Here is a 17,790-nt window from a genome sequence, read left to right as displayed (position 1 = left end):
CCCTACGCTGGAAGCATGAGCACGTCGCAGGCCTCCCGTGGCCACGTAGCCCACCTCCCCGTCTGGGACCGCTGCGCGGTCATGGGAGTCGTCAACGTGACACCCGACTCCTTCTCGGACGGCGGCCGGTGGTTCGACACCACGGCCGCGATCAAGCACGGCCTCGACCTGGTCGCCCAGGGCGCCGACCTGGTGGACGTCGGCGGCGAGTCGACCCGCCCCGGCGCCACCCGCGTCGACGAGGACGAGGAGCTCAAGCGCGTCATCCCCGTCGTACGGGGTCTCGCCTCCGAAGGCGTCACCGTCTCCGTCGACACCATGCGCGCCAGCGTCGCCGAGCAGTCGCTCGCGGCCGGCGGCGCGCTGGTCAACGACGTCAGCGGCGGCCTCGCCGACCCGGCGATGGTCCCCGTCGTCGCCGCCGCGGGCGCCCCCTTCGTCGTCATGCACTGGCGCGGCTTCCTGGAGGGCGGCAACGTCCGCGGGGTCTACGAGGACGTCGTCTCCGAAGTCGTCGGCGAGCTGCACGCGCGCGTGGAGGCCGTCGTCGCGGGCGGCATCGCCCCCGACCACATCGTCGTCGACCCGGGCCTCGGCTTCTCCAAGGAACCCGAGCACGACCTCGCTCTGCTCGCCCACCTCGACAAGCTCCGCGCCCTCGGTCACCCGGTCCTGGTCGCGGCCTCCCGCAAGCGGTTCCTCGGCCACGTCCTGGCCGCCGAGCAGGGCGCCCCGCCGCCCGCGCGCGAGCGCGACGCCGCCACCGCCGCCGTCTCCGCCCTCGCCGCGCACACGGGCGCCTGGGCGGTCCGCGTCCACGAGGTACGGGCCACCGCCGACGCCGTCCGCGTGGCCCGCGCGGTCGAGGGAGCCCAGTGACCAGCACCGACACCCAGGCCGTCGACACGGCCAACCGCTCCTTCTACGAAGCCATGGAGCGCGGCGACTTCGAGGAGCTCACCTCCCTGTGGCTGGCCCCCGAGGACGTCAGCTACGCGGAGGACGCCGACCCGGAGGACGCCGAGGACACGTCGATCAGCTGCGTGCACCCCGGCTGGCCCGCGCTCACCGGCCGCGGCGAGGTCCTGCGCTCGTACGCGCTGATCATGGCGAACACCGAGTACATCCAGTTCTTCCTGACCGACGTGCACATCAGCGTCGTCGCCGACACCGCCCTGGTGACGTGCACGGAGAACATCCTCAGCGGCGGCCCCGCCCCCGACGAGGGCGGCGAGCTCGGCCCGCTGGTCGGCCAGCGCGTCGTCGCCACCAACGTGTTCCGGCGCACCCGCGACGGCTGGAAGCTGTGGTCGCACCACGCCTCCCCGGTGCTCGCCGACGCGGACGACGATTCCGACCCCGACGGCAACCCGGACGACGACGGATCACCCGCCTGAGTGGGTAGGCGCCCCTGATCGGGCCGGAATTCCGGCCCGGGGGTTCGTTCCACGATCGTCCGGGTATAGGCGGCTACCAGCCTCGAGCCCTTCTGTCCATAGCCCCCGCGGGCGAGCGATGTCAGTGCTCGCAGGTAGATTCGATCGAGGCCGGTGCACCGACCGCACATCGGTGGGACCGGCCTTCACCGACGATTGCAGGAGTGATTCGCGTGGATCGTGTCGCGCTGCGCGGCCTCAAGGCCCGCGGGCACCATGGCGTCTTCCCCAAGGAGCGCGAGGAGGGCCAGACCTTCATCGTGGACCTGGTCCTCGGCCTGGACACCCGAGCGGCGGCGGCCGACGACGACCTGGCGAAGACCGTGCACTACGGCATCGTGGCGGAGGAGGTCGTGGCCGTCGTCGAAGGCGAGCCCGTCGACCTCATCGAGACGCTCGCCGAGCGCATCGCCCGGACGTGCCTCAAGCACGAGGGGGTGCTGGAGATCGAGGTCTGCGTCCACAAGCCGGACGCGCCGATCACCGTGCCCTTCGACGACGTGACCGTCACCATCACCCGGAGCCGAGCATGAACAAGACTCAGTTCGACCCGACCGTCCAGCCGGTTCCGTCCTCCGTGGTGGAACAGGTGGACGCGGCCGACACCACCCTCTCCAACCCCAAGCGCGCCGTCCTCTCCCTCGGCTCGAACCTGGGCAACCGCCTGGAGACCCTCCAGGGCGCCATCGACGCTCTGGAGGACACCCCCGGCGTCCGCGTCAAAGCCGTCTCCCCCGTCTACGAGACGGAGCCCTGGGGCGTCGACCCCGACAGCCAGCCCTCGTACTTCAACGCGGTGGTGGTCCTGAAGACGACCCTGCCCCCGTCGTCGCTCCTGGAGCGCGCGCACGCGGTCGAGGAGGCCTTCCACCGCGTACGGGACGAGCGCTGGGGCCCGCGCACCATCGATGTCGACATCGTTGCCTACGCGGACGTGGTCTCGGACGATCCGGTGCTCACGCTCCCGCACCCGCGGGCCCACGAGCGGGCCTTCGTGCTCGCTCCCTGGCACGACGTGGAGCCGGAGGCGCAGCTGCCCGGCCTGGGCGCCGTGGAGGCGCTGCTCACCGCCCTGACCCGGGACGGCGTCGCGCCGCGCACCGACCTGGAACTCCGGCTGCCCGAGTAGTCGTTAGGGTCTAGCGGGCAGATCCGAACACACCAAGAGGGGCGACCACCGGGGATGAAGCAACTGCGCATCAGGACACTGGCCGGCCTGTTCGTCGTCGCCGGAGTCCTGTCCTGGGCCGGCGCCCGCCTGTGGAACTCCGTCGGCACGCTGCCGCGGGTCCCGCTGGCCGCCCCCATCGTGCTCGCGGTGATCGCCGCCGTGCTGCTGGCGACGGCGCTGTCCATCCGCTCCCGGCTGCGCGCCCAGCGCGAGCGCCGCCCCGGCGCCAAGGGCGTCGACCCGATGATGGCGGCCCGTGCCCTCGTCTTCGGCCAGGCGAGTGCGCTGGTCGCCGCGCTGGTGGCGGGCATGTACGGCGGCACCGGCGCGTTCCTGCTCGAGTACCTGGACGTACCGGCCCGGCGTGATCAGGCGATCTACGCCGGGTTCTCGGTCCTCGCCGGCGTCGCGGTGATAGCGGCCGCCCTCTTCCTGGAGCGCGTCTGCAAGCTCCCGGAGGACGACGACACCGAGAGCACCGCGACCGCCTGAGGCGGGGCGCCTCAGCGCCCGATGATCAGGCTCATCGCCTCGTTGCGGGTGGCCGGGTCGCGCAGCTGCCCGCGCACCGCCGACGTGATGGTCTTCGCGCCGGGCTTGCGCACCCCGCGCATCGTCATGCACATGTGCTCGCACTCCACGACGACGATGACGCCGCGCGGCTCCAGGATCTCCATCAGGGAGTCCGCGATCTGCGTCGTCAGGCGCTCCTGCACCTGGGGGCGCCGGGCGTAGACGTCCACGAGCCGGGCCAGCTTCGAGAGCCCCGTGATCTTGCCGTCGGCGGACGGGATGTACCCGACGTGCGCGACGCCCACGAACGGCACCAGGTGGTGCTCACAGCTCGACTGCACCTCGATGTCCTTCACCAGGACCATCTCGTCGTGCCCCAGGTCGAACGTCGTCGTCAGCACGTCCTCGGGCTTCTGCCACAGGCCCGCGAATATCTCCCTGTACGCACGGGCCACACGGGCCGGCGTCTCCCGCAGGCCCTCGCGGTCCGGGTCCTCGCCGACCGCGATGAGCAGTTCGCGCACGGCGTTCTCGGCCCGCTTCTCGTCGAACTCGCCGATCGAGCCCTCGCCGTCCAGCGTCACCGGGTCGGTCATTCTGCTGCCTCTTCCTGTACGTACACCCGCGCGGCAGCAAAAACGCCGCGTCCCCCACACCGTAAAGCGTGGGGGACGCGGCATGCATTCCGGGTCTGACGGGACCCGGGGGGTCAGCTCTCGGGACGCTCTTCCTTCACCGTGTCCACCGGGGTGGTGGTCTCGATGGCGGGCGCCGATCCGTTCGCCCCGTTCGTCAGTGACAGCTCCTTGGGGGAGAGCACCGGCGGGCGGGTCGAGGGGGTGCGGCGGGAGGAGCCGGTCCACGCGGGGCGGGCCGGGCGCTTCACGATCGGAGTGAAGATCTCGGCGATCTGCTCCTTGTTCAGCGTCTCCTTCTCGAGCAGCGCGAGGACCAGGTTGTCGAGAACGTCGCGGTTCTCGACGAGGATCTCCCAGGCCTCGTTGTGCGCCGTCTCGATGAGCTTCTTGACCTCTTCGTCGACGAGCGCGGCGACCTCTTCCGAGTAGTCGCGCTGGTGACCCATCTCGCGGCCCAGGAACGGCTCGGTGTTGTCACCGCCGAACTTGATCGCGCCGAGCCGCTCGGTCATGCCGTACTGCGTGACCATCGCGCGGGCCGTACTGGTGGCCTTCTCGATGTCGTTCGCGGCACCCGTCGTCGGGTCGTGGAAGACGAGCTCCTCGGCCGCGCGGCCGCCCAGCATGTACGCGAGCTGGTCCAGCATCTCGTTGCGCGTGGTGGAGTACTTGTCCTCGTCCGGCAGGACCATCGTGTAGCCGAGAGCACGGCCCCGGGAGAGGATCGTGATCTTGTGCACCGGGTCGGAGTTCGGAGACGCCGCCGCGACCAGGGCGTGTCCGCCCTCGTGGTACGCGGTGATCTTCTTCTCCTTGTCCGACATGATCCGGGTCCGCTTCTGCGGGCCCGCGACCACACGGTCGATCGCCTCGTCCAGCATGTGGTTGTCGATCAGCTTCAGGTCCGAGCGGGCCGTGAGCAGCGCGGCCTCGTTCAGGACGTTGGAGAGATCGGCACCCGTGAAGCCGGGCGTACGGCGGGCGACGGCCGCCAGGTCGACGTCGGGCGCGACCGGCTTGCCCTTCTGGTGAACCTTGAGGATCTCCAGACGGCCCTGCATGTCCGGACGGTCGACCGCGATCTGGCGGTCGAAACGGCCGGGACGCAGCAGCGCCGGGTCGAGGATGTCGGGCCGGTTCGTGGCGGCGATCAGGATGACGCCACCCTTCACATCGAAGCCGTCCATCTCGACGAGCAGCTGGTTGAGCGTCTGCTCGCGCTCGTCGTGACCGCCGCCGAGGCCGGCGCCGCGATGGCGGCCGACCGCGTCGATCTCGTCGACGAAGACGATCGCCGGAGCGTTCGCCTTGGCCTGCTCGAAGAGGTCACGGACACGGGAGGCACCGACACCGACGAACATCTCGACGAAGTCGGAACCGGAGATCGAGTAGAACGGGACCCCGGCCTCACCGGCGACGGCGCGCGCGAGGAGCGTCTTACCGGTACCGGGCGGGCCGTAGAGCAGCACGCCCTTGGGAATCTTGGCGCCGACGGCCTGGAACTTGGCCGGCTCCTGGAGGAACTCCTTGATCTCGTGGAGCTCCTCGACGGCCTCGTCCGAACCGGCGACGTCGGCGAACGTCGTCTTCGGGGTGTCCTTGGTGATGAGCTTGGCCTTGGACTTCCCGAAGTTCATGACTCGGGAGCCGCCGCCCTGCATCTGGTTCATCAGGAACAAGAAGACGACGACGATGAGGACGAAGGGCAGCAGCGACAGCAGGATGCCGACGAAGGCGTTCTGCTTGGTCGGGGAGACGGTGTACCCGTCCGGGATCTGCTTGTCCTCGAACTTGGCCTGGAGATCCTTGGCCACCTCGACGCCCTGGTCGCCGATGTAGCTGGCCTGGATCTTGCTCGACCCGTCGACCTTCTGGCCGTCCTTGAGCTCGACCTTGATGGTGTTCTCATCGCCGGTGGTGAGCTTCGCCTGCTTCACCTTGTTGTCGTCGATGGCCTGAATGACCTGGCCGGTGTCCACCGTCTTGTAGCCGCCGGACGAACCGACGACCTGCATCAACACGACCACGGCAAGGACGGCCAGCACGATCCACATGACCGGCCCACGGAAGTATCGCTTCACGTCCATCCATACGGAGCGAAGTCGCCCCGTCCCTCCTGCCATAGTGAGTTTGATAAGGCTGTTTGAAGCTGTTTGAAGAACTGTTCTTCGGACGGTACCCCAGCATTGTGACCCGAAGCCGCAGGGGACGGCCGACAATCTGCCCTTCGCATGCTCCAACGGCGGGAATCCCCTGAGGGTTCCCGCCGGGGCGAGAGTGCCTGACGCGCCTTCAGCCGCCGTACACGTGCGGCGCGAGCGTGCCGACGAACGGCAGGTTCCGGTACTTCTCGGCGTAGTCGAGGCCGTACCCGACCACGAACTCGTTCGGGATGTCGAAGCCGACCCACTTCACGTCGATCGCGACCTTGGCCGCCTCCGGCTTGCGCAGCAGCGTGCACACCTCCAGCGAGGCGGGCTCGCGCGAGCCGAGGTTCGTCAGCAGCCAGGACAGCGTCAGACCGGAGTCGATGATGTCCTCGACGATCAGGACGTGCTTGCCCTTGATGTCGGTGTCGAGGTCCTTGAGGATCCGCACGACGCCGGACGACTGGGTGCCCGCGCCGTACGAGGACACCGCCATCCAGTCCATCGTGACGGGGGTGGACAGGGCCCGAGCCAGGTCCGCCATGACCATGACGGCGCCCTTGAGGACTCCGACGATGAGCAGGTCCTTGCCCGCGTATTCCGCATCGATCTTCGCGGCCAGCTCGGCCAGCTTCGCGTCGATCTCTTCCTTGGTGATGAGCACCGACTTGAGGTCGGTGCCCATGTCTTTCGCGTCCACCCGCATCACTTTCGGTCGTCACACCGGCCGCCGCGACGTGAGCCGCCGGATCAGCCTTGCCGGATGACCAGTCTGCCACCCTGCCGCTGGGCGACGACTTTGCCCGGGAGATTGATCTCCCCCTGACCCCGCCATCCGGTGATCAGACGGTCGACCTCTTCGATGTGCCGGGCGAACAGCGCGCCGGCCGGGGCACCGGCCTCGATGGCGGCTTTGCGCAGGATGCGGCGGCGTACGGCGGGCGGCAGCGCGTAGAGCTTGGCGCATTCCAGGAGCCCGGCCGCGTCCCGGACGGAATCGGCGGCCTGCTGCGCCCAGGTGTCCAACGCGTCGGCGTCGTCGCGGGACAACTGGGCCGTACGGGCGAGTGCCTCGACGACACCCTTGCCGAGCGCCTTCTCCAGGGCGGGCAGTCCCTCGTGGCGCAGTCGCGACCTCGTGTAGGCGGGATCGGTGTTGTGCGGGTCGTCCCAGACGGGCAGGTGCTGGACGAGGCACGCCTTGCGGGCGGTCTGCCGGTCGAGCGTGAGGAAGGGGCGGCGGTACCGGCCGCCGGCCCCCGAGATCGCGGCCATGCCCGACAGGGAGCGGATGCCGGAGCCGCGGGCGAGGCCGAGCAGGACGGTCTCGGCCTGGTCGTCGCGGGTGTGGCCGAGCAGGACGGCGGCGGCGCCGTGGCGCTCGGCGGCATCGTCCAGGGCGGCGTAGCGGGCGTCACGCGCGGCGGCCTCGGGGCCGCCCGCACGGCCCACGTCCACGGCGACGGACTCGGCGGGATCGAGGCCGAGGGCGGTCAGGCGCAGCACGACGTCCTCGGCACGGGTGTCGGAGCCGGGTTGCAGACCGTGGTCGACGGTGATGCCACCGGCGCGGATGCCGAGTTTGGGGGCTTCGAAGGCGAGGGCCGAGGCGAGCGCCATGGAGTCGGCGCCGCCGGAGCAGGCCACAAGGACCACAGGCTCAGAGGGGGCGGGGTGTTCGCTGAGGATGTCGTGGAGGACGCGGCGGACCGCCAGGCGTATCGCCGCGACCGCAGGATGGGGACCCATGTCCGGTTCCCTTCATTCCGTTGTCTGGGGGGTGGGCGCCAACTAGGAATCAACTAGAACGGCTTAGTCGCTCAACGGTGACTCGGTGACTTCGGTCACGCAGAGTGTGTCGATGGTGACAGAGCCGAGCCATTCCCTGAGCATTGCACGCCTACCCACGGCCTACGGTCCCTCGGATGGGTGATCCTGAGCAATTCCTGGCGTGGCTTACGGCGCCTCGTGAGCGCCGTCTGTCTTGTTGTGCACCCGCGCGACCCAGTCCGCCGGTTTCGCGATCTCCGCCTTGGTCGGCAGCGTGTTGGGCGAGGTCCACACACGGTTGAAGCCGTCCATGCCGACCTCGTCGACGACCGCGCGGACGAACTTCTCGCCGTCGCGGTACTGGCGCAGCTTGGCGTCGAGGCCGAGGAGCTTGCGCAGGGCGAGGTCGAGCCGGGAAGCGCCCTTCTGCCTGCGCTGTTGGAACTTCTCGCGGATCTCACCGACCGACGGCACGACCGCGGGGCCGACGCCGTCCATCACGTAGTCCGCGTGGCCCTCCAGCAGGGACATGACGGCGGTGAGGCGGGCCAGGATCTCGCGCTGGGCGGGCGACTGCACCAGTTCGACGAGCGACCGGCCGCCGTCGTCCTCCTCGCCCTCGGGGCGCCCGCCCGCGAGCGACTGGGCGGCTTCGCGGACGCGCTCCAGGAACGTCGTCGGGTCGACCTCGGTCTCGGCGAGGAACGACTGGATTTCGCCCTCCAGGTGGTCGCGCAGCCAGGGCACGGCCGTGAACTGGGTGCGGTGCGTCTCCTCGTGCAGGCAGACCCAGAGCCTGAAGTCGTGCGGGTCCACGTCGAGTTCGCGCTCCACGTGCACGATGTTCGGCGCGACGAGGAGGAGCCTGCCGCCTCCGTTCGGCGCGGCCGGGAGGTCGCGGGAGGCGGGGGCGAAGGTCTCGTACTGGCCGAGGACGCGGGAGGACAGGAACGACAGGAGCATGCCGAGTTCGACGCCGGTGACCTTGCCGCCGACGGCGCCGAGCATCGCGGGGCCCGGCCCCGAGCCGCGGCGCTCCTGCATCTTGTCGAGCAGGGGCTTGAGGAGTTCACGGAAGCCCGCGACGTTGGCCTTCACCCAGCCCGCCCGGTCCACGACGAGGATCGGGGTGTCGTGCGCGTCCTCCGTACCGAGGCGCGTGTAGGCGCGCACGTGCTCCTCGGAGGCCTTGGCGTGCCGGCGCAGCTCCGAGACGACGGCACGGGCCTCGTCCCGGCTCACCTCTGGGCCGGGTCGTACGAGTCGGGTCGCGGTCGCCACCGCGAGATTCCAGTCGACCATTCCCGAAGATGCAGCACCACCGAGGCTCGTCATGCGTCAACGGTACGTGACCCTTTGGGTACGCGGAGGGGGTTGAACCCGGAGTGAACCCTGACTCTCAGCGGCATCCGCAGTTGGCGACGGACGAGGCGAGCCGGTCGAGTCCGGCCTGGGCCGACGAGGGCACCGCGGCGCCCTCCGTCATGAACGCGAAGACGAGCAGCCGCCCGTCGGCGTCGACGACCGTCCCGGCGAGGGTGTTCACGCCGGTGAGGGTGCCGGTCTTGGCGCGCACCAGGCCCGTTCCCGAGGCGTCGGCCTCGTCCTCGTAGCGGCTGCTGAGCGTGCCCGTGAAGCCGGCGACGGGCAGGCCCGTGAGGACGGAGCGCAGTTCGGGGCGGGTGGTGTCGGCGGCCTTGGTGAGCAGTTCCGTGAGGAGTGCGGCGGAGACCTTGTCGGCGCGGTCGAGGCCGCTGCCGTCGGCGAAGTGGGCGCCGGAGAGCGGGAGTCCGAGCTTTTCCAGCTGCTTCTCGACGGCCTTGCCCGCGCCGTCGAAGTCGTGGCTCTCGTCGGAGGCGACGGCGACCTGGCGGGCGAGGGCCTCGGCGATGTCGTTGTCGCTGTGCGTCAGCATCCGCTCGACCAGGGCGGACAGCTGCGGCGACTCGACCTTCGCGACGTCCTCGGCCTGGCCGGATGCCTTGCTCGGACCGGGGGTGCCCTTGGTCTTGATGCCGCGGTCGTGGAGCAGGCCGGCGAACGTGGCCGCGGCGGCGGCCGCCGGGTCGGCCGCGCGCGGGGCCGGGCCGCTGCCGGAGCCGTCCGTGCGGGCCTCGTCGACCATCAGGGCGCTGACCTGGGCGAGGTTCTCGTTCGGGCCGATGGGGTGGGTGGCCGGCCCGGAGTAGAGCGAGGTGTCGTACGAGAGGGTGACCTCGGTGGTGCCGCCCCGCTTGAGGGACGCGGCGGTCTCGTCGGCGAGGGTGCGCAGGTCGGCGGCACCGTAAGGATTCTTCTCGCGGGCCGTCAGGGTGGGGTCGCCGCCGCCGATCAGGACGAGTTCCGCGGAGTCCTTCTCCAGGGCGGTGCGGGTGGCGATGCGGTGGTCGGGGCCGACCGCGGACAGCGCCGCGACCGCCGTCGCGATCTTCGTGGTGGACGCCGGGGTGAGGGCGTCGCCCGCGGACTTGCCGTAGAGGCGCTCACCGGTGACGGCGTCGACGACCGCGGCGGCGCGGCGCGTGCCGAGGTCCGGATTCCTCAGGAGCGGGTCGAGCACGTCGGCCAGGGCCCGCTTCGTCGGTCCCGGCACGGACGACCCCGGCGCCGCGAGCACGGCGGGGGCGCTGGGCGCGGCCGACGGGGCCCCGGGGGTCCTGCGGCCGTGATCTGCGCCACCCCCGCTCTCCTGGGAAGCCGCCCGGACCGCCTCGGCCTTACGCTGACCCGAAGAGTCCCAGGGGCCGGCCGTCGCCACCACGACAGCGGCGAGGGCCAGGCCCACGGCGGTGGCACCCACCGTGACGTGCTTGGTCGTGGACTTCGCAACAGACTGGGCAGCGGTCCTCGCCGCCCCTGTCAGAAGCTGCGAAGCCTTCAGCTCCGGCACCGCGGACCAGCCCCTTTCGCGATCACACACCTGCGTAGGGGACACTTAACCACCAGAAGTTTGTGTTGATCATGGAGGAGCCACCGGTGGAGTTCGACGTCACGATCGAGATTCCGAAGGGATCGCGGAACAAGTACGAGGTCGACCACGAGTCCGGTCGTATCCGTCTGGACCGTCGTCTGTTCACCTCGACCGCCTACCCGACGGACTACGGCTTCGTCGAGAACACGCTGGGCGAGGACGGCGACCCGCTGGACGCCCTGGTCATCCTGGACGAGCCGACGTTCCCCGGCTGCCTCATCAAGTGCCGCGCGATCGGCATGTTCCGGATGACGGACGAGGCCGGCGGCGACGACAAGCTGCTGTGCGTCCCGGCGACGGACCCGCGGATGGAGCACCTGCGCGACATCCACCACGTCTCCGAGTTCGACCGCCTGGAGATCCAGCACTTCTTCGAGGTCTACAAGGACCTGGAGCCCGGCAAGTCCGTCGAGGGCGCCGACTGGGTGGGCCGCACCGAGGCCGAGGCCGAGATCGAGCGTTCGTACAAGCGCGCTCAGGACCAGGGCGGTCACTGAACCACCTCCTCCTGACGGACGGGCCGTACGACATCTGTCGTGCGGCCCGTCCGCGTATTCGTGCGCATACTGAGGCGTACGGGAGGTAGACGCATACGCAGTCGTACGAAAGGCAAGAGGTGACCGAGCGGGATCCTGAGTCCGCCGAGGACCGCAAGCCGCAGTCCGACGAGGCGCGCAGTGCGTTCACCCAGCCCGTCGGGGTCGTGTCGACGCCTCCGGTGGCCGACGAGGAGTCGTCGACCACGTCGGAGTTCTCGCTCCCCCAGGGGTTGAGCGTGCAGGCGCACGACGCCGCCGAGTCGGAGGGCTCCGCGTTCACTCCGCCGAGGACGTACAGCGCCCGGCAGTCGCCGCCCGCCTTCACCCCGCCGCACGGCATCCCCGTGGTCCGGCTGACGAAGGAGGCGCCCTGGCAGGACCGGATGCGCACGATGCTGCGGATGCCGGTGGCCGAGCGGCCCGCGCCGGAGAAGGTCCACAAGGAGGACGACGCCGGGCCCGCCGTGCCGCGCGTGCTCGACCTGACGCTGCGTATCGGTGAGCTGCTGCTCGCCGGCGGCGAGGGGGCCGAGGACGTGGAGGCGGCGATGTTCGCCGTGTGCCGCTCGTACGGGCTCGACCGGTGCGAGCCGACGGTGACGTTCACCCTGCTGTCGATCACCTTCCAGCCGTCGCTGGTGGACGATCCGGTGACCGCGTCGCGCACGGTGCGGCGCCGGGGCACCGACTACAACCGGCTCGCGGCCGTGTTCCGGCTCGTCGACGACATCAGCGACGCGGACGACGAGGCCGCCGGGGTCACCCTGGAGGAGGCCTACCGGCGGCTCGCCGAGATCCGCCGTAACCGGCACCCGTATCCGGGGTGGGCGCTGACCGCCGCGAGCGGGCTGCTCGCCGGGTCCGCCTCGATCCTCGTCGGCGGTGACGTGCTCGTGTTCATCGCGGCGGCGCTCGGCGCGATGCTCGGCGACCGCCTCGCGTGGCTGTGCGCGGGGCGCGGGTTCCCGGAGTTCTACCAGTTCACGGTGGCCGCGATGCCGCCCGCGGCGATCGGGGTGCTGCTCACCCTGGCGGACGACTACGTCCATGTGGGCGCGTCCGCGGTGATCACCGGTGGGCTGTTCGCGCTGCTGCCGGGGCGGGCGCTCGTGGCGGGCGTGCAGGACGGTCTGACCGGCTTCTACATCACGGCGTCGGCCCGCCTCCTGGAAGTCATGTACTTCTTCGTGGGCATCGTCGTCGGCGTGCTGATCATGCTGTACGTGGGCGTGCAGCTGCATGCCCAGCTCAATCCCGAGGCGGCCCTGAAGGTCGTCGAGCGGCCCTACTGGCAGATCGCGGCGTCGATGGCGCTGTCGCTCGCGTTCGCCGTGCTGCTCCAGCAGGAGCGGTCGACGGTGCTCGCGGTGACGCTCAACGGCGGCGTGGCGTGGGTGGTCTACGGCGCCCTGCACTACGCGGGCGAGATCTCGCCGGTCGCGTCCACGGCCGCCGCCGCCGGGCTGGTCGGCCTGTTCGGCCAGCTCTTCTCGCGGTACCAGTTCGCGTCGGCGCTGCCGTACGTCACCGCGGCGATCGGCCCGCTGCTGCCGGGTTCGGCGACCTACTTCGGGCTGCTGGCCATCGCCCAGAACGACGTGGACGCGGGGCTCGTCTCCCTGTCCAAGGCGGCCGCGCTGGCGATGGCCATCGCGATCGGGGTGAACCTGGGGGGCGAGATCTCCCGCCTGTTCATCCGCTCCCCCGGAGCCTCGGGCCGCCGCGCGGCCAAGCGGACCAGGGGTTTCTAGGCCCTACCGCTTGGCGTGGCGGCCGCGCTGGGACGGGGACGGCGGGGGGACCGTGCCCGGGTCGGCCGGGGCCGCCTTCTTGGACTTGCTGCGGGCCCGCAGGAACTCGATCGCGATCGGCACCACCGAGACGAGCACGATCAGGATCAGGATCGCCTCGATGTTCTCGTGCACGAAGTCGATGTTGCCCAGCCAGGAGCCGAGCAGCGTCACGCCCGCGCCCCACAGGATGCCGCCGATCACGTTGAACGTGAGGAACGAGCGGTACTTCATGCCGGAGACGCCCGCGATGATCGGCGTGAACGTGCGGACGATCGGCACGAAGCGGGCCAGGACCAGCGACTTGGGGCCGTACTTCTCGAAGAAGTCGTGCGCCTTCTCCACGTTCTCCTGCTTGAACAGCTTGGAGTCCGGGCGGCGGAAGAGCGAGGGGCCGACCTTCTTGCCGAACATGTAGCCCGCCTGGTCGCCGAGGATCGCGGCCAGACAGATCAGGACGATCGCGGCCCACAGCGGGAAGTCCAGCGTGCCCGCCGTGATCAGCAGGCCGCAGGTGAACAGCAGGGAGTCACCCGGCAGGAAGAAGCCGATCAGCAGGCCCGACTCGGCAAAGACGATCAGCAGCAGGCCCCAGATGCCGAACGTGTTCAGCAGGTGGTCCGGGTCCAGCCAGCTTGGTCCGAGAGCAAGCGTCATCACGGGTCCGGGCTCCTGAGGGGTGGTGGGGCAGGCAAGAGTAAGGGCGGTGCAAAGCTATCAACGCCGCTTCTCCGTGCCAGGTTCCAGTGGCCCTCTCAGGATGCACTGTGCGTCAACTGTGGCAAACCTGTCCGTATGGGTATCGAAGAGTTCGGCAGCGGCCAGAACCCGCAGTCCGATGTGCTCGTCGTCACGACGAACGACGTGCCGGGCTACCGGGTGCAGCAGGTCATCGGTGAGGTGTTCGGCCTGACCGTACGGTCGCGGCACCTCGGCAGCCAGATCGGCGCGGGCCTGAAGTCGATGATCGGCGGCGAGCTCAAGGGGCTCACCAAGACGCTGGTCGAGACGCGGAACCAGGCCATGGACCGGCTGATCGAGCAGGCGCGGGCGCGGGGCGCCAACGCCGTGCTCATGTTCCGCTTCGACGTCACCGAGGCGATGGACGGGGCCGCGGAGGTGTGCGCGTACGGCACCGCCGTCGTCATCGCCCAGGAGCCCATGGTGTAGCCGGGGAGTGCGTCACGCCTCCTGGTGGCGGGCCGCGTTCGCGTGGATCGCGTCACGCAGGTGCTCCGCGACGCCCTCCCCCATGGAGTCGTAGTACGCCTTGAAGCGCTCGTCGGCCACATACATGTCGCCGAAACAGACGTGCATCTCATAGGGGACGTCGAAGAACCAGCGCGTCACATGGAGACGGTGCTCCTCCGCCATGTCCATGGCCGCCTCCCCGGTGGGCGCCTCGCCCGCGAGGACGAGGGCCGCGTACCGGGTGCCCCAGTCGTCGACCTCCTCCTTCATGCGCGCCCAGTCGGCCTTGCTGTAGGACGCGGCCCGCCGCTGCGACTCGGTGTACGCCTCGGTGCCGCCCCAGCGCTGCTCGGCCTCCTCCGCATACTGCTCGGGGTCCTTGTCCCCGAAGACATCGAACCGTTCCTCGGGCGTGAGCTGGATGCCCATCTTCTGTGCCTCCATGGCGTGTTCGACGGCGTCGGCCATCTTCTGAAGTCGTTCGATACGGGCGACCAGCACCTCGTGCCGGCGCCTGAGGTGGGCGCGCAGGTCCGTCGCCGGGTCGTCGAGGAGGGTCTGGACCTCGTCCAGCGGGAAGCCGAGCGCCCGGTAGAAGAGGACCTGCTGGAGCCGGTCCAGGTCCTGCTCGCTGTAGCGGCGGTGGCCCGCCGTGCTGCGCTCGCTCGGGACGAGCAGCCCGATCTCGTCGTAGTGGTGCAGGGTGCGCACCGTGACACCGGCGAATCCGGCCACCTGGCCCACGGAGTAACTCATGACCCCAGCCTGCGTCCTCACGTCACGTGAGGTGCAAGCCCACACCCCTCCAGGTGTTATGTGTCTTATGTCCGCTTAGGGTGTCGCCGTGAGTACTCCCGTCGACGCCGCGACGCCACCGGCCCCGCCCACACCGCCGCCCGTGTCCGCACGCACGCTGCTGCCGCTCGTCGTGCCCGCGGTCGTGGTCGGCGTGGTGTGCAGTCTGCTGTTCCTCGGCCTGAGCTGGATCGCCGAGCGGCTCCAGGACGTGCTGTGGGAAGACCTGCCCGACGCGCTCGGCGTCGGCGGCTACTCGTCGCTGTGGATCATCGTCATGCTCACTCTGACGGGCGTCGCGGTCGGCCTCGTCATCTGGAAGGCCCCCGGACACGCGGGCCCCGACCCGGCGACCATGGGCCTGGGCGGCGAGGAGCCCCTGCCCCCGTACGTGCTGCCGGGCCTGGCGGTCGCCGCCGCCCTGATGCTGGCGGGCGGGCCGAGCCTCGGCCCCGAGAACCCGATCATCGCCGTGAACGTGGGCCTGATGTTCTGGCTCGGCCGCAAGCTGCTGCCGAAGGCGCCCGGCGCCCTGTGGCCGAACCTGGCCTCGGCGGCGACCATCGGCGCCCTGTTCGGCACCCCGATCGCCGCCGCGCTGCTGGTCTCCGAGGCGCTGGCGGGACGGCCGATGCCGCTCAAGGGCTCGCTGTGGGACAACCTCTTCGGGCCGCTGCTCGCCGCCGCCGCGGGCGCCCTGACCACCACACTCGTCGCCTCTCCCTCGTTCGACCTGGGACTGGCCCCGTTCGGCGACCCGGGCTGGCGCGATCTGCTCGCGTCGATCGTCGTCGCGTGCGCGGCGGCCGCCCTCACGATGGTCGCCGTGTACGCGTTCCCGTACGTGCACGGCGCCTTCCGCCGGCTCGGCCACCCGATGCTGATGCTGCCCGTCGGCGGGCTCGTGCTCGGCCTGCTCGGCGTGCTGGGCGGCGAACTGACGCTCTTCAAGGGCCTGGAGGAGGTCAAGGAGATCGCCGCGCACCCGGACGGGCGGTCGGCCGGGTCCTTCGCGCTGCTGGCCGTGGTGAAGCTGGCGGCGCTGCTGATCGCCGCCTCCTGCGGGTTCCGGGGCGGCCGGATCTTCCCGGCGGTGTTCGTGGGCGCCGCCTTCGGCCTGTTCGCGCACGCGCTCGTGCCGGACGTGAACGCGTCGGTCGGGGTCGCGGCCGGCGTGCTCGGCGTGCTGCTGGCCGTCACCCGCTCCGGCTGGGTGAGCCTCTTCACGGCCGCCGTCCTCGTCGCGTCGCCCGCGATCATCGCCCTCATGTGCATCGCATCTCTGCCCGCCTGGCTCCTGGTGACGGGACGCCCGCAGATGCAACTGTCGGAGGACGGTACGGCGTTGCGCTGACGCCACCGCCCCCAGTCTCGTACGCAAAGGAGTCTCGGCCATGTCACCGCTGCACCAGAGCCCCGCGGACCGGTACGGCAAGCCGGACGAACGGCCCGTCGCCGTCAATCCCTTCTACGGCGAGGCGAACCCCGCGGCCGGGATGACGGACGCGCCGCCCAAGCACCGCCTGCCCGACGGCCCGCTCGCGCCCACGACCGCGTACCAGCTGGTCCGCGACGAGCTGATGCTGGACGGCAACGCGCGCCTGAACCTGGCCACCTTCGTCACCACCTGGATGGAACCGCAGGCCGGTGTCCTGATGGGTGAGTGCCGGGACAAGAACATGATCGACAAGGACGAGTACCCGCGGACGGCCGAGCTGGAGCGCCGGTGCGTGGCGATGCTCGCCGACCTGTGGAACGCGCCCGATCCGACGACCGCCGTGGGCTGTTCGACGACCGGGTCGAGCGAGGCGTGCATGCTCGCGGGCATGGCGCTCAAGCGGCGCTGGGCGCGGAAGAACGCCGACCGCTACCCCTCGCGCGACGCCCGGCCCAACCTCGTCATGGGCGTGAACGTGCAGGTCTGCTGGGAGAAGTTCTGCAACTTCTGGGAGGTGGAGGCGCGCCAGGTGCCGATGGAGGGCGACCGCTTCCATCTGGACCCGGCCGCGGCCGCCGAGCTGTGCGACGAGAACACGATCGGCGTCGTCGGCATCCTCGGCTCCACCTTCGACGGGTCGTACGAGCCGATCGCCGACCTGTGCGCGGCGCTCGACACCCTCCAGGAGCAGACCGGGCTCGACATCCCGGTGCACGTGGACGGGGCGTCGGGCGCGATGGTCGCGCCGTTCCTCGACCCGGACCTCGTCTGGGACTTCCGGCTGCCGCGGGTCGCCTCCATCAACACGTCGGGCCACAAGTACGGCCTCGTCTACCCGGGCGTGGGCTGGGCGCTGTGGCGCGACACGGACGCGCTCCCCGAGGAACTGGTCTTCCGCGTCAACTACTTGGGCGGCGACATGCCGACCTTCGCCCTCAACTTCTCGCGCCCCGGGGCCCAGGTCGTCGCGCAGTACTACACGTTCCTGCGGCTGGGCCGCGAGGGCTACCGCGCCGTGCAGCAGGCCACGCGGGACGTGGCGCGCGGCCTCGCCGAGCGGATCGAGGCGCTCGGCGACTTCCGGCTCCTCACCCGGGGCGACGAGCTGCCGGTCTTCGCGTTCACGACCGCGCCGGACGTGAGCGCGTACGACGTCTTCGACGTGTCACGGCGGCTGCGGGAGCGCGGCTGGCTGGTGCCCGCGTACACGTTCCCCGCGCACCGGGAGGATCTGTCGGTGCTGCGCGTGGTGTGCCGCAACGGCTTCTCGTCCGACCTCGCGCACCTGCTGATCGACGACCTGTCCCAGCTGCTGCCCGAACTGCGGCGCCAGCCGCACCCGTTCACCCACGACCGGGACGCGGCGACCGGCTTCCACCACTAGGGCGCCG

General features: G+C 70.4%; 17 protein-coding genes and 1 pseudogene. 10 read left to right on the top strand and 8 right to left on the bottom strand.

All coding sequences use genetic code 11. From position 1 onward, the window contains the following. Positions 1-15: 15 nt before the first annotated feature. The 5 genes from folP (at position 16) to V2W30_RS21850 (ending at position 3,099) form a co-directional block, all read left to right on the top strand. The gene (gene folP, locus V2W30_RS21870) at positions 16-879 is read left to right on the top strand and encodes a dihydropteroate synthase (RefSeq protein WP_338698935.1); all 864 of its coding nucleotides are present in this window, start codon (positions 16-18) and stop codon (positions 877-879) included. Next, positions 876-1,397 carry a nuclear transport factor 2 family protein gene (locus V2W30_RS21865; RefSeq protein WP_425244576.1) on the top strand — a complete coding sequence of 174 codons (522 nt, stop codon included), beginning with the start codon at positions 876-878 and terminating at the stop codon, positions 1,395-1,397. The genes folP and V2W30_RS21865 overlap by 4 nt, the downstream gene beginning before the upstream one ends. Before the next feature lie 212 nt (positions 1,398-1,609). Continuing rightward, on the top strand, positions 1,610-1,969 hold the full coding sequence (gene folB, locus V2W30_RS21860) for a dihydroneopterin aldolase (protein WP_338698934.1): 360 nt from the start codon (positions 1,610-1,612) through the stop codon (positions 1,967-1,969). Beyond that, positions 1,966-2,565: a 2-amino-4-hydroxy-6-hydroxymethyldihydropteridine diphosphokinase gene (gene folK, locus V2W30_RS21855; RefSeq protein WP_338698932.1), complete on the top strand. Its 600-nt coding sequence runs from the start codon at positions 1,966-1,968 to the stop codon at positions 2,563-2,565. Before folB ends, folK begins: the two co-directional genes overlap by 4 nt. Before the next feature lie 54 nt (positions 2,566-2,619). Then, the gene (locus tag V2W30_RS21850; RefSeq protein ID WP_338698930.1) at positions 2,620-3,099 is read left to right on the top strand and encodes a DUF3180 domain-containing protein; all 480 of its coding nucleotides are present in this window, start codon (positions 2,620-2,622) and stop codon (positions 3,097-3,099) included. Positions 3,100-3,110: 11 nt separating this feature from the next. Here V2W30_RS21850 and folE read toward each other — a convergent pair whose 3' ends face one another. The 6 genes from folE to dacB form a co-directional block, all read right to left on the bottom strand. Next, a complete protein-coding gene (gene folE, locus V2W30_RS21845; protein ID WP_338698928.1) occupies positions 3,111-3,716 on the bottom strand; it encodes a GTP cyclohydrolase I FolE in 606 nt (201 codons plus the stop codon). A gap of 113 nt (positions 3,717-3,829) precedes the next feature. Continuing rightward, positions 3,830-5,845, bottom strand: coding sequence for an ATP-dependent zinc metalloprotease FtsH (gene ftsH, locus V2W30_RS21840; RefSeq protein ID WP_338698926.1), 2,016 nt, complete (start codon positions 5,843-5,845; stop codon positions 3,830-3,832). Between the two features lie 205 nt (positions 5,846-6,050). Continuing rightward, a complete protein-coding gene (hpt, locus tag V2W30_RS21835) occupies positions 6,051-6,611 on the bottom strand; it encodes a hypoxanthine phosphoribosyltransferase (protein WP_338698924.1) in 561 nt (186 codons plus the stop codon). Positions 6,612-6,655: 44 nt separating this feature from the next. Continuing rightward, positions 6,656-7,654 carry a tRNA lysidine(34) synthetase TilS gene (tilS, locus tag V2W30_RS21830; RefSeq protein ID WP_338698922.1) on the bottom strand — a complete coding sequence of 333 codons (999 nt, stop codon included), beginning with the start codon at positions 7,652-7,654 and terminating at the stop codon, positions 6,656-6,658. Between the two features lie 207 nt (positions 7,655-7,861). Continuing rightward, positions 7,862-9,010 (bottom strand): zinc-dependent metalloprotease, encoded by a 1,149-nt coding sequence (locus V2W30_RS21825; protein WP_338698921.1) that lies wholly within the window; start codon positions 9,008-9,010, stop codon positions 7,862-7,864. A 64-nt stretch (positions 9,011-9,074) separates the two neighbouring features. Beyond that, positions 9,075-10,565 (bottom strand): D-alanyl-D-alanine carboxypeptidase/D-alanyl-D-alanine endopeptidase, encoded by a 1,491-nt coding sequence (gene dacB, locus V2W30_RS21820; RefSeq protein ID WP_338698919.1) that lies wholly within the window; start codon positions 10,563-10,565, stop codon positions 9,075-9,077. An 86-nt stretch (positions 10,566-10,651) separates the two neighbouring features. Here dacB and V2W30_RS21815 point away from each other — a divergent pair, with 86 nt between their 5' ends. Together V2W30_RS21815 and V2W30_RS21810 are read left to right on the top strand one after the other, a co-directional pair. After that, positions 10,652-11,143, top strand: a complete 492-nt coding sequence (locus V2W30_RS21815) for an inorganic diphosphatase (RefSeq protein ID WP_164303342.1) — start codon at positions 10,652-10,654, stop codon at positions 11,141-11,143. 119 nt (positions 11,144-11,262) lie between these two features. Continuing rightward, a complete protein-coding gene (locus V2W30_RS21810; RefSeq protein ID WP_338698915.1) occupies positions 11,263-12,936 on the top strand; it encodes a threonine/serine ThrE exporter family protein in 1,674 nt (557 codons plus the stop codon). Between the two features lie 42 nt (positions 12,937-12,978). Here the strand turns inward: V2W30_RS21810 and V2W30_RS21805 are convergent. Next, positions 12,979-13,635, bottom strand: a pseudogene (locus tag V2W30_RS21805) (DedA family protein); the annotation flags it as partial. A gap of 135 nt (positions 13,636-13,770) precedes the next feature. Here V2W30_RS21805 and V2W30_RS21800 point away from each other — a divergent pair. Beyond that, positions 13,771-14,145, top strand: coding sequence for a YbjQ family protein (locus tag V2W30_RS21800; protein ID WP_338698913.1), 375 nt, complete (start codon positions 13,771-13,773; stop codon positions 14,143-14,145). A gap of 12 nt (positions 14,146-14,157) precedes the next feature. On the opposite strand, the gene V2W30_RS21795 is transcribed toward V2W30_RS21800, so the two are convergent. After that, on the bottom strand, positions 14,158-14,922 hold the full coding sequence (locus V2W30_RS21795) for a MerR family transcriptional regulator (protein ID WP_338698911.1): 765 nt from the start codon (positions 14,920-14,922) through the stop codon (positions 14,158-14,160). An 88-nt stretch (positions 14,923-15,010) separates the two neighbouring features. Here V2W30_RS21795 and V2W30_RS21790 point away from each other — a divergent pair, with 88 nt between their 5' ends. Both V2W30_RS21790 and V2W30_RS21785 read left to right on the top strand, forming a co-directional pair. Continuing rightward, positions 15,011-16,315, top strand: coding sequence for an ion channel protein (locus V2W30_RS21790; protein ID WP_338698910.1), 1,305 nt, complete (start codon positions 15,011-15,013; stop codon positions 16,313-16,315). A 40-nt stretch (positions 16,316-16,355) separates the two neighbouring features. Then, positions 16,356-17,783, top strand: coding sequence for a glutamate decarboxylase (locus V2W30_RS21785; protein WP_338698908.1), 1,428 nt, complete (start codon positions 16,356-16,358; stop codon positions 17,781-17,783). Positions 17,784-17,790 lie beyond the last annotated feature (7 nt).

The sequence above is a fragment of the Streptomyces sp. Q6 genome (genome assembly GCF_036967205.1).
Classification (GTDB): Bacteria; Actinomycetota; Actinomycetes; order Streptomycetales; family Streptomycetaceae; genus Streptomyces; species Streptomyces citrinus.
This window is presented reverse-complemented; position numbering and strand designations above follow the sequence as displayed.

Excerpts from the sequence above, each read along its gene's own strand:
- folP (WP_338698935.1), top strand. The coding sequence starts at position 16 with ATGAGCACGTCGCAGGCCTCCCGTGGCCACGTAGCCCACCTCCCCGTC.
- folK (WP_338698932.1), top strand. The coding sequence starts at position 1,966 with ATGAACAAGACTCAGTTCGACCCGACCGTCCAGCCGGTTCCGTCCTCC.
- V2W30_RS21850 (WP_338698930.1), top strand. The coding sequence starts at position 2,620 with ATGAAGCAACTGCGCATCAGGACACTGGCCGGCCTGTTCGTCGTCGCC.
- folE (WP_338698928.1), bottom strand. The coding sequence starts at position 3,716 with ATGACCGACCCGGTGACGCTGGACGGCGAGGGCTCGATCGGCGAGTTC.
- ftsH (WP_338698926.1), bottom strand. The coding sequence starts at position 5,845 with ATGGACGTGAAGCGATACTTCCGTGGGCCGGTCATGTGGATCGTGCTG.
- hpt (WP_338698924.1), bottom strand. The coding sequence starts at position 6,611 with ATGCGGGTGGACGCGAAAGACATGGGCACCGACCTCAAGTCGGTGCTC.
- tilS (WP_338698922.1), bottom strand. The coding sequence starts at position 7,654 with ATGGGTCCCCATCCTGCGGTCGCGGCGATACGCCTGGCGGTCCGCCGC.
- V2W30_RS21825 (WP_338698921.1), bottom strand. The coding sequence starts at position 9,010 with ATGACGAGCCTCGGTGGTGCTGCATCTTCGGGAATGGTCGACTGGAAT.
- V2W30_RS21800 (WP_338698913.1), top strand. The coding sequence starts at position 13,771 with ATGGGTATCGAAGAGTTCGGCAGCGGCCAGAACCCGCAGTCCGATGTG.
- V2W30_RS21795 (WP_338698911.1), bottom strand. The coding sequence starts at position 14,922 with ATGAGTTACTCCGTGGGCCAGGTGGCCGGATTCGCCGGTGTCACGGTG.
- V2W30_RS21785 (WP_338698908.1), top strand. The coding sequence starts at position 16,356 with ATGTCACCGCTGCACCAGAGCCCCGCGGACCGGTACGGCAAGCCGGAC.